The following is a 12,690-nucleotide window of genomic DNA, read 5'->3' on the forward strand; positions in this document are numbered from 1 at the left end:
GCCTCCTGGAAGTCGCCGTGCCGGGTGACAGGCTACACGCAGTAAATGACAGCCCGGCCAGCGTTGCCCTGAGCCAGATCAAAAACACCGATGATCGAACCAGGCCACGGCCTTAGTCCATCGCCTCCAGCTCGGCCACGAGGCCTTCCACCACCCCCAGGCCGCGCTGCCAGAACGCCGGGTCCGAGGCGTCGAGGCCGAAGGGCGCCAACAGCTCCTTGTGGCGCTTGCTGCCGCCGGCGCGCAGCATGTCCAGGTACTTCTCCGCGAAGCCCGCCTGGGCGCCCTCGTAGACCGCGTAGAGCGAGTTCACCAGGCAGTCGCCGAAGGCATAGGCGTAGACGTAGAAGGGCACGTGGACGAAGTGCGGGATGTAGGCCCAGAAGTTCCGGTAGTCGTCGTCGAAGGCGATGGCGGGCCCGAGGCTCTCGCGCTGGGTCTCCAGCCAGATCTCGCCGAGGCGATCGGGCAGCAGCTCGCCCTCGCGCCGCTCCGCGTGCACGCGGGTCTCGAATTCGTGCATGGCGATCTGCCGCACCACGGTGTTCAGCATGTCCTCCACCTTGGAGGCCAGCATCACCTTGCGCCGCTTCGCGTCCTTCTCGGCGCGCAGCATGGCCTGGAAGGTCAGCATCTCGCCGAACACCGAGGCGGTCTCCGCCAGGGTCAGCGGCGTGTCCGCCATCAGATGCCCCTGCGGTCCCGCCAGCACCTGGTGCACGCCGTGCCCCAGCTCATGCGCCAGGGTCATGACGTCGCGGGTGCGGCCCTGGTAGTTGAGCAGCAGGTAGGGGTGCGCCGAGGGCACCGTCGGGTGCGCGAAAGCGCCGGGCGCCTTGCCGGGGCGCACCGGCGCGTCGATCCACGACTTCTCGAAGAACTGCTGGCCGATGGCGGCCAGCGCCGGCGAGAACTCGCCGTAGGCGTCCAGCACCAGGCGCCGGGCATCCTTCCAGGGAATGACGCGGTCGTCGTCATCAGGCAGCGGCGCGTTGCGGTCCCAGTAAGGCAGGGTGTCGCCGCCGAACCACTTCGCCTTCAAGGCGTAGTAGCGGTGGGCGAGCCGCGGATAGGCGGCCTGCACCGACGACACCAGGGCATCGACCACCTCGTCCTCGACGAAATTGGCGAGATTGCGCGAGGACACCGGCCGCGCGAAGCCGCGCCACTTGTCCTCGATCTCCTTGTCCTTGGCCAGGGTGTTGGTGATCAGCGCGAAGGTGCGCTGGTTGCCGCCCAGCACCGAGCCCAGCGATTTGGCCGCCTCGCGCCGCGCTGCGGGATCGCGCTCGGTGAGGCGGTTGAGAATCTCCGCCGAGGTCAGCTGCTCGCCGCGGAAGGGAAAACGCAAGCCGGCCATGGTCTCGTCGAAAAGCCGTGTCCAGGCGGCACGCCCGGCAACGTACTTCTCGTGCAGCAGGCGCTCGATCTCGTCGGAGAGCTGGTGCGGGCGCATGGCGCGCAGGTCGCGCAGCCAGGGCCGGTAGCGCGCCAGCTCCGGCGCCTGCAGCTTGTCCTCCAGGGCCGCCTCGTCCAGGTGGTTCAGCTCCAGCGTGAAGAACACCAGTTCGGTCGAGATCGTCGTACAGCGTTCCTGCATCGACTGGAAGAAGCGGCCGACCTTGGGGTCGCTCATGTCGCCGGAGTAGACCAACTGGGCGAAGCTCATGATGCGCCCCAGCGTTTCCTGGATCGCCTCGTATTCGGCGATGGCCGCGCCCAGCGCCGAACCGTTCAGCTCCTGCAGACGCCCGGCGTAGCGCGCATGGAAGGCCTTGGCCCTGGCCGCATTGGCCTCCAGATCGCCCTTCAGGACCGGCGAATCCGGGGCGGGGTAGAGATCGGCGAGGTTCCAGATGGGCAGCTCACCCAGGGTTTCGTCGACAACGGACTTGGAATCGGGCTGCGCGTGGGGGGTCGCGGTCACGATAGAACACCTGTCTGTCTGAAAGGGGCGATCCGGCCCCGCCTCGGGAAACCGGAAACAGTCTATATCTTGACCCCTTGCGATATAGGCCGCAAATACTGCTTCGCCAAGGGCCACGCCGGCCCGAGGGACCAAAGCCGCGCCATCAAGAATCCGCCCAATCAGCGGCGGCTTTCGGGGAGAAACAATGGATTTCGACGCCTGCCGATCGCTGACCGCGGCCTTTTTCGACCAGGCCGCCGCGGGAGGCAAGGCCCCCTTTCTGTGGCACAAGGTGCCGGGCGAAAAGGGCGGCCGCTACGTCTCGCAGAGCTGGGCGGAGATCGCCGGTCAGGTGAAGGCGATGTCGCGCGGCCTGCGCGACCTGGGGCTGCAGCCCGGCGACCGCGTCGTCCTGGTGGCGGAGAACCGCCCGGAATGGCTGGTCGCGGACCTCGCCATCATGGCCGCGGGGGGCATCACCGTGCCGGCCTACACCACGGCGCTGACCAGCGATCATCGCCACGTGCTGACCGACAGCGGCGCGGTTGGTGCCATCGTCTCCACCACGGCGCTGGCGGATCGCCTGCTGCCGGCGGTGCTGGATGCCCCGGCCTGCCGATGGGTCATCGCCGTCGAGGAGCCGCGGCGCGCCCACGCCGGTGCCGTGCCGCTGCATCGCTGGGAGGCGGTCCAAGAAAAGGGCACAGCCCTGCTCCAGGAAGCCGGCGACGACGTCGAGGAGGTCGCCGCCCGGGCCCAGCGCGGCGATACCGCGTGCATCATCTACACCTCGGGCACCGGCGGCGTGCCGCGGGGCGTCATGCTGAGCCACGGTGCCATCATCTGTAACTGTATGGGTGCCTACAAGGTCCTGGAGCGATTGGGGCTCGGCCACGAGATCTTCCTGTCCTTCCTGCCGCTGTCGCACTCCTACGAGCACACGGCGGGGCAATTCTTCCCCATCACCATCGGGGCGGAGATCTACTACGCCGAGGGCGTCGACCACCTGCTGAAGAACCTCGGCGAGGCGAGGCCCACCATCATGACCGCGGTGCCGCGGCTCTACGAGTCGATGCACCTGCGCATCCGCCGCGGCATCGATAAGAAAGGCGGCCTCTCGGCAAAGCTGTTCTACAAGGCGGTCGCGTTGGGCGAGAAGCGCTACCACGACCCCGGCAGCCTCACCCTGTGGGAACGCCTGCAGGACTTTGCGCTGGAGCGCCTGGTGCGCGACAAGATCCGACGCCGCTTCGGCGGGCGCGTGAAGGCCATCGTCTCCGGCGGCGCCGCCCTGAACTACAACATCGGCTTGTTCTTCACCGCGCTCGGCCTGCCGATCTTGCAGGGTTACGGGCAGACCGAGTCGGCACCCGTGGTCTCCGTGAACCCGCCGTGGAAGGTGAAGCTGGACACCGTCGGCCCGCCGCTGCAGGGCGTCGAGGTGAAGATTGCGGGGGACGGCGAGATCCTGGTGCGCGGCGAGCTGGTGATGACCGGCTATTGGAACGACGAGGACGCGACCTACCAAGTGCTGAAGGACGGCTGGCTGCACACCGGCGACATCGGCGAGTTCGACGCCGACGGCTACCTCAAGATCACCGATCGCAAGAAGGACATCATCGTGTTCTCTGGCGGCGACAATGTCTCGCCGGCCCGCGTCGAGGGGTTCCTCACCCTGCAACGGGAAATCCAGCAGGCCATGGTCTACGGCGACAAACACCCGCACCTGGTGGCGCTGCTGGTACCCGACGACGAGTTCACCGCCACTTGGTGCCGCGGCAACGGCAAGCCGTCCGACCTTGCCCGGCTGCGCGAAGACCCGGAGTTCCGCGCCGCCCTCTCCCAGGTGGTCGACCGCGTGAACGCCAACCTCTCCTCTCTGGAGAAGGTGCGCCGCTTCGCCATCCTCGACGCCCCCTTCACGGTGGAGAACGGCATGATGACGCCGACCATGAAGATCCGCCGCCACAAGATCAAGGCGGCCTACGGCGAGGTGCTGGAGAACCTCTACTAGGCGATCTTTCGAGGCCGTGCAGAGTCTCGAAAGAGTCACATCTCTTCCCCCGGCCGCGACCTGGGCCCAATCCGCTGTGCCCTTCGGATGTCGGCCTTGCCCTCCGTTGCAAATTCGGCAAGAATTCTGTCCCAATAGATCGTCTTCAAAAGTCGTCTCTGATTCGGGGGAATCAACGGTGATAATACGTCTGGCGCTTCTGGCCGCGCTGCTGTGCGCTGCCCTGTTTTCGGCAAGCGATCGCGCGGCCGCGCAGATTGCCCTCAACGAGACCCCGGCGGTAATCAGCGCGGGCGTCGGCTGGTACGACTTCAACCTTTCGGACGACGAAGCAGTGGACTTCCGCCTGGAATACCGCCACGGCGACGACTTCCTGTTCCTGAAGCCCTGGGGCGGCGTCGAGGTTACCTCCGATGGCAGCGTCTGGGGCGGCATCGGCGTGCTGGTCGACATCACCTTTTTCGATGCCGTGGTCCTGACCGGCAGCTTCGCGCCCGGCCTCTACGAAGACGGTGGCGGCAAGGATCTGGGTCACACGGTCGAGTTCCGCAGCCAAATCGAATTGGGCTACCAGTTCGAAAACCGGTCGCGCCTCTCGCTCGCCTTCAGCCACATCTCCAATGCCGAATTGGGCGACGACAACCCCGGCACCGAGGTGCTGAACCTCTACTATCACCTGCCGCTGGACGTGCTGTTCTGAGCCGGGGGTACGCTGGAAGGTCTGCCCCGCCGAGAAGGCGCCGCGGCCGGTTGTGGCGTTTGGGTGGCATTTGGCAACCTTGAACAGGCAGCGCTGTTTCATACTTGAGATTATGCCTGTCCGATTCGGCCCCGGTGGATTGCACCGCCGACGCTCAACTCAGGCAGGGCTCCAGGAGTTGAAACGATGTTCAAAGTATTGATTCTGGTGTGTTCCGTCTCCCTGGCGCCGCAGGACTGCCAGATCAACAGCGCCGCGGCCGTCATCAACGGCCCGGATGCCGCCAACGAGTTGCTCTGCGGCCTCAACGGGCAGGCCTACCTCGCCGGCACCTCGCTCGCCACCCACCGCGAGGACGAGTACGTGAAAATCAAGTGTTCGCGCACCGCAATCGGCCCGACGGTCGGCTGAGGCGCAGCATCCTTCCCCTGCAGGTATGAGCGCGGCTTCGATCCGCACCGAGCCGGGCGCGCCAGTTAGCCGCGTGTGGACACATCGGAAGGTTGTGCTCCTGACGGGCGCTACCACTGAAGAACCGACACACCCTCGAACGCGTAACGCAGGGCCCTTGACTCCCCTCCGCTAGGGGAAGAACCCTATCCGGACAGGAGCGAATACTGCTCCGTCAATCCCGGAGGCGGTTCTATGACGAGTGGCGATTCCGCGACGTGTCGCGCAAAGCTCGGTTGTGCGGCATTCGGTATAGTTCTTCTTGCCCTGGCTGGTGTCGGCGCAAAGGCGCAAGAAGACCTTCCCAACGCCTGCCCGGTGGACGGCTGCGAAGTGAAGATCGCCGCCGTCGACAAGGTCGGCGACGAGTTGCGACTCACCCTTGAAGCCAATTTCAAACCGGACATGTCGAAGAACCATTTTCATGTCTGGTGGGGTGAGCTTTATACGATCGAGCAGGTCAGCAACAACGCCGAGCCGACCTACGGCGTAAAGCAGGGCGATTGGCATCCGACCGACGAGTTTCCCGGTTATGTGACGCAGAGCGCGGCGTCGGTATCGGCGCGGAATGGCGCACATACGCTGTGCGTCTGTGCCGCGGATAGGAACCACGACATTCTCGATCCGAAGGCCTACCAGTGCGTCGATGTCGGTGATCATCTGTAGCGGCACGGATGGCGCTGCCTTCATACGTCGGCCGCTATCGCATTCGCGATGAAATAGCGCGAGGCGGCTTCGCCAGCGTCGTTCGCGCCTGGGATGAAGAGCTCGAATCTTTCGTTGCCATAAAGATTCTACACCCCAACCTCGCGAACGACGCGGATGTGCAAATGCGCTTCGTGGAGGAGGCCCGCCTCCTGCGACGCATTCGCTCGCCCAACGTCGTCACCGTCCACGACGTCGGGAGGCTGAACGACGGCCGGCCTTATATCGTGATGGATTTTGCCGACCGCGCCACCCTCGCCGGGAGAATCCGACCGGAACAAGGTGCCGGGCCGGACCCCCGTGAACTCACGATCCTCATCGATGCGCTGGCAGACGGACTCGGCGCGATTCACGAAGCCGGGGTCGTCCACCGTGACATCAAGCCTGAAAACATTCTATTTCAATCGGTGCGTCGCAGTCCGGTCGACGCCGCGGCAACGCTCGTCGAAAATGTCAGGCGTGAGGTTCACCTTGTCGATCCCGATGAGCGCATCCTGATCGGCGACCTGGGCATCGCCAAGGACCTGATAAAGCACGGACCGATGGCCACCTTGCTTGGCGGCACGCCACTCTATGAAGCTCCGGAGCAGCGCGACGGAACCGCCGGAATCGGGCCTGCCTCGGACATTTATTCGCTAACGGCCTTGCTGTGGCATGTGCTGACCGCGCGTCAGCCGCCGAAGGCCGAGAACCTGGCAAGTCAATTGCCCACCCTGCCCGCTGCCTGGCACCCTGTAGTCGAGCAAGGCATGGCGCTCAGTCCCGAAGACAGGTTTGTCACCATCGAAAGCTGGCGCTCGGCGGCCCACGATGCGCTCGCCGGTGAAATGTCCACAAGCCAGGTCGAACGCTTCGACATCACCGTCGGGCATTCGCCGTGCTGCCCCTACAAGGGACTTGCAGCCTACCAGCCCGAGGACGCAGCGAGCTTCTTCGGCCGTGAAGCTCTGATCGACGAATTGGTCCGTCGCCTACAGCGTGATCGGGTCCTGGTCGTCGGCGGCCCCTCTGGCAGCGGCAAATCGTCGTTAGTGCGCGCCGGGCTGATTCCTGCCCTATCCGCAGGGGCACTAACCGGCAGCGAGAACTGGCGCTCGGTCCTCTTCACCCCCGGCCGCGATCCCTTGGTCGAGCTGCACTACCGCGTCGCGGCATCCCTGCCGTCCGGCCGCTCCGCCGTCTCCATCGAAGACTTGCTGGTGCGACCGACCCTGGCGCGACACCTGGGCGACTCAAGCGAGGCACAGACACCGCTGCTGCTCTGCATCGATCAGTTCGAGGAGCTGTTCACCCTGGCAACGGAACGCCAGCGCAACGGCTTCATTGCCGCGCTCTCCGCCATGACCGACCCGGCCGACAGCAAGGTTCGTGTTGTCATTGCCGTGCGCGCCGATTTCTACGCCGCATGTGCACAGGTGCCGTGGCTGGCCCAGTGCATCACAGACAATCAGGTGCTGGTTGGACCGATGACGCGCGCGGAGTTGCGCCGCGCCATCTGCGAGCCGGCGCGGCGTGCTGGCCTCTATGTCGAGCGCAACCTGACCGAAGCGATCGTCGACGAAGCCGGCGATGAGGCCGGCTCACTGCCGCTGGTCGCCCATGCTCTGGTGGAGACATGGATTCGCCGCCAGGGAAACCGCCTGACACTGGATGGTTTCCGCAAGGCCGGCGGGGTTGCCGGCGCCATCAGCCAAACCGCCGATGCAACCTATCAGGAGGCATTCGGACCACGTGAGCGCAACGCGACCAAGCGACTGTTCTTGCGCCTCGTCGCCCCTGGTGAGGGAACTTCCGACGTTCGCAGGATCATGGCGCGTGCCGACATCGAGCACGACCCGGAGCCGGAGGTCATGCAAAGGGTGGTCGAACGACTGACCGATGCTCGTCTGCTGACAGTCGATAACCGGTCAATACAGATCGCCCACGAGGCACTGCTGCGGACCTGGCCCCGCCTGCGCGGCTGGATCGAGGAGAGCCGTGACGACCTGCGGATGCGCCAGCGCATTGCCCGGGCAGCGGCCGAGTGGGAACTCGCGGCGCGGGACTCGGACTTGCTGTATCGGGGGACACCCCTGCTCACCGCGCAGGAATGGCTGGCGCGCAATCCCGATCTGGCGGGCGAGCCGGAGTCAACCTTCCTGCAGGCCTCAGCCACCGCCAAAGCAGAGCAGGAGGCCGCGGCTACAGAGCGGGACCGACGGCGGCGGCGCGGTCGGCGATTTGGCATCGCGGTGCTGATCGCACTGGCCGTCGGTGCCTCCGGCGCATCGTTGGTGGCCATTGTGGCACTGCAGGAAGCACAGCGGAACGAAGAGATTGCCGAGACGGCGCGGGGTGTCGCCACGGCTCGATTCGCCGGAGCTCTCGGCGCAGCGGCCCACGGCTTGATCAACATTGATCCGCTGCTTGCCCTGTCCCTGGCGTCGGAGTCGGTAGTGCGGAGTGGCATCGCGCACCCGGGTTTCGACGCCCGTGCATCGATGATCGCGGCGCGGCGGGTCTTATCCGGCCGCGGCCCCTTCCTGCTCGGTAGCCCGATCTCCGTAGGGGACGCCCTGTCGCTCGCCATGTCTCCGGATGGGTCCCTGCTGGCTGCAGGACAGCGGGACGGCACCATCGTCCTGATCGATGCCGCGGCTCGGCACCCGATCGGCCCCAGCCTGGACGGACACAAGGGAGGCGTGCAGGATCTCGCCTTCTCCCCCGACGGTCACGGTCTGGTTTCGGCGGGTGACGACGGCGCAATACACTACTGGACAGTAGCCGACGGCCTCGGCGGCAGCGAAAGGGATGTCGGGCAGGTCGCAGACGTGGTCTGGGGCGTCCGCTTCGACCCGCAAGGCAAGACCCTCGCGTCTGCCGGAGAAGACGGCACCGTGCAGCTCTGGGGGGTCGACCCCGGCGCTGCGCTTCAAACGCCGCTGATAAAGCGAGTCGGCGACTTTCTTAGCGTCGCTTTCGCCCCCGATGGCAAAGGCCTGATCGCCGGCAATGGTGAAGGCGATATCTTCGGCTGGGCGCTGCCTTCGGCCACTCCTCTTTTCAAGCCGATCCGCGGCGCCCATACAAGTGACATCTGGAGGCTGGAATTCAGCCCGCGCGGCGACCGCTTCGCCACCGCAAGCAGCGACGCCACTTCCATGGTGGTGGAGTATCCGAGCGGCCACATTGTAGGGCAGGCCTTCACCGGTGCCGGCGGCATCAATGACATCGCCTTCACACCGAATGGAGTAATCCTCATCGGCGGCGGCTCCGATGGCGCCCTGCATCTCTGGGACCTGAGCCACGACCGCCTGCTGAATACGACGGCTAGCGGGCACAGCCAGCCGATCATCGACGTCGAACTGAGCCAGAACGGCCGGGTCGTCGCGACCCTCGGCCGTGACCAACTGATCCGCCTCTGGACCATGGCTCGCGAGCACCCGCTGGCGCAGCAGTACTGGGTTTCCGGACAGGCGGCCAAAGGAGTCGCGATCAGTCCAGACGGCAAACGGATGGCGATCGGCGACGATGCCGGCATCATCCGGCTATCGCAGCTCGGTAGTGAGCACGATCCCCAGTTGCTCTCAGGCCATGCCGGCCAGGTCTGGGCCGTCGCCTTCTCCCCGGACGGCACGTTGCTGGCCTCTGGTGACCGCAGCGGCGAGGTCCGAATGTGGGACGCTGCTGGCGGCACGCTGCTCTGGTCGGCTCCTGGCGGCCAGGGCTCGGTCTGGTCATTGGCCTTCTTTGACGACGGCCGCCGGCTGATCACCGCCAGCAATGACGGCGTGCGCCTTTGGACCGTCGAGGACGGCATCGCCGGGGCTGCGCTCCCGCTACCCCCGGGCGGCCAAGTGACCCGAGCCGCGCTGTCGCCGGACGGGGCGGCATTGGCGGTCGCGCGCACGGATAGCCGTGTCTTTCTGTGGGACCTGGCCGCCGGCACCCTGAGGCGGGAGCTTGCGGCGGATAGCGGCGTCATCTGGAGCGTCGCCTTCAGCCCGGACGGCGATCGGCTGGCAACGGCCTCCAGCGAAGAGATCGTGACGATGTGGGATCTGCGGGATGGTAAGCAGCTGGCGACGATGACCGGGCACAGCGGCGGGGCCACCGATCTGACGTTCCTTGCGGATGGTATCACGCTTGTCGTCACCGACCGCAAGGGCCGCCTTCACCTCTGGGACACCCCGACGGGGCGTCGCCTGACCGAAAGCCAGACCGGCCATCAAGGTGCTAGCTGGCGTATCGCCGTTCACCCTGACGGCCAGCGCTTCGCGACAGCGGGTGACGACGGCCAGGTCAAGCTGTGGGATCAGTTGAGCATCGCTCGGGCCTGCGAAATCGCCGGTACCTCCTTCGACCAGGCGCTGCGCACGCAGTACCTCGGCGCCGGCGAACCGTCCCGGGCCTGCCGCTTGAATTGACGAGCGGTACTCTGACCGTCGCGCCGCTAAGCCGCGCCTGCCTCTTCCTTCGGCGGGAAGGTCGGCGGCAGGGAACCGAGGCGCTTGGCCTCGTCCATGATCGGCACGAGGTCGCTCGACACCAGGTCGTAGAGTTGCCTGGCGCTGTCGATCACGTAGTAGACGGTCTGGAAGATGTCGATGCGGTAGGGCGTGCGGAACACGGTCAACGCATCGAACGGACGGCGCTCCGGCTTGTCGCTCTCCACGGCATAAGGCGTCTCACCGGCCGAGGACGCAATGCCGGCGCCGTAGATGCGGATGCCCTCTTCCGTCCTGATCAGGCCGAACTCCACGGTGAACCAGAACAGGCGCTGCATCATCCACAGATAGGACTTGTCGAGCCGCAATGCCGCCTCTCCGTATTTCTGCAGAAAGTCGGCGTAGGTCGGCAGCGTCAGCATCGGGCAGTGGCCGAAGATCTCGTGGAAGACGTCGGGCTCCTGCAGGTAGTCGAAGTCCTCGCGGCGGCGGATGAAGGTGGCGGCCGGAAACTTGCGCTCGGCCAGCAGGGTGAAGAAGCGCCTGGGCGAGATCAGCGCCGGCACCGGCTCTACGCCGAAGCCGCTGATCTCCTCGAGACGCGCGTTCACTTGCTTCAACTGCGGCACCCTGTCATGGGGCAATTCCAGGGCGTCGATGCCTTTCAAGAAGGCGTTGCAGACGCGGCCCGGCAGGAGCCTGGCCTGGCGTGTGCGCAGGTCGCGCCAGACGGCGTTCTCGTCGCGGGAATAGGGGATGATCCCATTAGCGTCGGGGATCTTCGACTCGTATGTGGTCGTTTTGGCCATGGTCTCTCTCCTTCCCTTTCAATGGGAAGCAACGACCCCCGAAACGGTACCGACCCCGATCCATTCTTTGGAAACCAAGCATGCCAGCCCGGCCCTTACCGAACCTTTAAATCCCCTTCCCCTTTAGCTAGGAAGATCAGCCTTCGGCCTTCAGGACGCCGCGGCGGATCTGGTCCTCCTCGATGGAGTCGAAGAGGGCCTGGAAGTTGCCTTCCCCGAAGCCCTCGTCGCCCTTCCTCTGGATCAACTCGAAAAACACCGGACCGACCACGTTCTTGGTGAAGATCTGCAAGAGGCGCCCGCCGTCTTCCGTGGGCGCGCCGTCGATGAGAATCTTGTTGGCGGCGAGCCGGGCGAGGTCCTCGCCGTGTCCCGGCAGACGCTGGTCGACCTGTTCGTAGTAGGTGTCCGGCACGCCGTCCTGGAAGGCGACGCCCTTCTGCTTCAGGCTCTCGACCGAGCGGAAAATGTCGTCGGTGCCCAACGCGATGTGCTGGATGCCCTCGCCCTTGTACTCGTCCAGGTACTCGGCGATCTGCGATTTGTCGTCGGCGCTCTCGTTGATCGGGATGCGGATCTTGCCACAGGGGCTGGTCATCGCCTTGGACTTCAACCCCGTCAGCTTGCCCTCGATATCGAAGTAGCGGATTTCGCGGAAGTTGAAGAGGCGGGTGTAGAAGTCCGCCCACTCCTTCATGCGGCCGCGGTAGACGTTGTGCGTCAGGTGGTCGATGTAGGTCAGACCTGCGCCGGCCGGCTGCTGCTCGGCGCCGGGAATCGGCTTGAAATCGACGTCATAGATCGAGCCGTTGTCGCCGTAGCGGTCGACCAGGTAGATCAGCGAATCGCCGATGCCCTTGATGGCCGGGATGTTCAGTTCCATCGGTCCGGCGGTCGACTCGACCACCCAGGCGCCCATCTGCCGGGCGCGCTTGCAGGCCGCCGCCGCGTCCTTCACCCGGAAGGCGATGGCGCAGACCGAGGGTCCGTGCAGCAGGGTGAAGGCCTGGGGGAAGCCCTCGCGCTCGGCATTGAGGATGAAGTTCACGTCGCCCTGGCGGTAGAGCGTCACGTCCTTGGAGCGGTGCTTCGCGACGGCGGTGAAGCCCAGGGTCTCGAACAGGCGCCCAAGGGCCTGCGGCTCCGGCGAGGTGAACTCCACGAACTCGAAGCCGTCGGTCTGCATGGGATTGTCCCACAGACCGCCGGAGAGATTGTCGGAACCCTGGTTCGACGACTGTGCTGCCTGTGCCATGTCTCGCATCCCTTTTGGGCCTGGAACCCTTCAAGCTGCGCGGACCTCCGGCCGACGGGGCCGCGCCGTTGCCACAACGTAAGCCCCCCTTAATGCGCCAGCTTGTAACCATCAACGGTGTTCGCTGGCTGTCGTTCCACCCCATGCTAGGACGCAGTACCGGCGCCGCGCAACGCCCGCATGACGTGTTGCAGCGCAACAGAGGCAGGAGTCGACAAAGGCGCCGGCGTTAATCTTTCGTCGCCGCACCGGCTTTGCTTACGATATGATTCGTAACGACCGACATTCCGGCCTTTCCTTGCTTTCTGCGGAGTAATCGCTTTGTGAAATTGTACGGTAGGTCAGTATGAATTACCTTTTTATTTACTGTGTCGGCCGCAACCTTTGACTGAAATGTGGACGCGGACCGAAAAAACCGAGT

General features: G+C 65.2%; 8 protein-coding genes. 5 read left to right on the forward strand and 3 right to left on the reverse strand.

From position 1 onward, the window contains the following. Positions 1-112: 112 nt before the first annotated feature. Positions 113-1,927, reverse strand: a complete 1,815-nt coding sequence (locus WDC82_RS12415) for a M3 family oligoendopeptidase (RefSeq protein WP_340117634.1) — start codon at positions 1,925-1,927, stop codon at positions 113-115. Between the two features lie 187 nt (positions 1,928-2,114). On the opposite strand from WDC82_RS12415, the gene WDC82_RS12420 reads away from it, so the two are divergent. The 5 genes from WDC82_RS12420 (at position 2,115) to WDC82_RS12440 (ending at position 10,184) form a co-directional block, all read left to right on the forward strand. Then, positions 2,115-3,923, forward strand: coding sequence for a long-chain fatty acid--CoA ligase (locus tag WDC82_RS12420; protein ID WP_340117635.1), 1,809 nt, complete (start codon positions 2,115-2,117; stop codon positions 3,921-3,923). A 178-nt stretch (positions 3,924-4,101) separates the two neighbouring features. Beyond that, on the forward strand, positions 4,102-4,623 hold the full coding sequence (locus tag WDC82_RS12425; RefSeq protein ID WP_340117636.1) for an acyloxyacyl hydrolase: 522 nt from the start codon (positions 4,102-4,104) through the stop codon (positions 4,621-4,623). A 186-nt stretch (positions 4,624-4,809) separates the two neighbouring features. Then, positions 4,810-5,034: a hypothetical protein gene (locus WDC82_RS12430; RefSeq protein WP_340117637.1), complete on the forward strand. Its 225-nt coding sequence runs from the start codon at positions 4,810-4,812 to the stop codon at positions 5,032-5,034. Positions 5,035-5,268: 234 nt separating this feature from the next. Further along, positions 5,269-5,739, forward strand: a complete 471-nt coding sequence (locus WDC82_RS12435; RefSeq protein WP_340117638.1) for a hypothetical protein — start codon at positions 5,269-5,271, stop codon at positions 5,737-5,739. 8 nt (positions 5,740-5,747) lie between these two features. Then, positions 5,748-10,184 carry a protein kinase gene (locus WDC82_RS12440; protein WP_340117639.1) on the forward strand — a complete coding sequence of 1,479 codons (4,437 nt, stop codon included), beginning with the start codon at positions 5,748-5,750 and terminating at the stop codon, positions 10,182-10,184. 26 nt (positions 10,185-10,210) lie between these two features. Here WDC82_RS12440 and phhA read toward each other — a convergent pair whose 3' ends face one another. Both phhA and hppD read right to left on the reverse strand, forming a co-directional pair. Next, complete coding sequence (gene phhA / locus WDC82_RS12445) at positions 10,211-11,014, reverse strand: phenylalanine 4-monooxygenase (RefSeq protein ID WP_340117640.1); 804 nt, start codon at positions 11,012-11,014, stop codon at positions 10,211-10,213. 136 nt (positions 11,015-11,150) lie between these two features. Then, positions 11,151-12,269 (reverse strand): 4-hydroxyphenylpyruvate dioxygenase, encoded by a 1,119-nt coding sequence (hppD, locus tag WDC82_RS12450; RefSeq protein ID WP_340117641.1) that lies wholly within the window; start codon positions 12,267-12,269, stop codon positions 11,151-11,153. Positions 12,270-12,690: the final 421 nt, after the last annotated feature.

Source organism: Pelagibius sp. 7325 (genome assembly GCF_037652055.1).
In the GTDB taxonomy this organism is placed as follows: domain Bacteria; phylum Pseudomonadota; class Alphaproteobacteria; order Kiloniellales; family Kiloniellaceae; genus Pelagibius.

Coding starts and splice junctions, on each gene's coding strand:
- WDC82_RS12420 (WP_340117635.1), top strand. CDS start 2,115: ATGGATTTCGACGCCTGCCGATCGCTGACCGCGGCCTTTTTCGACCAG.
- WDC82_RS12430 (WP_340117637.1), top strand. CDS start 4,810: ATGTTCAAAGTATTGATTCTGGTGTGTTCCGTCTCCCTGGCGCCGCAG.
- WDC82_RS12435 (WP_340117638.1), top strand. CDS start 5,269: ATGACGAGTGGCGATTCCGCGACGTGTCGCGCAAAGCTCGGTTGTGCG.
- WDC82_RS12440 (WP_340117639.1), top strand. CDS start 5,748: ATGGCGCTGCCTTCATACGTCGGCCGCTATCGCATTCGCGATGAAATA.
- phhA (WP_340117640.1), bottom strand. CDS start 11,014: ATGGCCAAAACGACCACATACGAGTCGAAGATCCCCGACGCTAATGGG.
- hppD (WP_340117641.1), bottom strand. CDS start 12,269: ATGGCACAGGCAGCACAGTCGTCGAACCAGGGTTCCGACAATCTCTCC.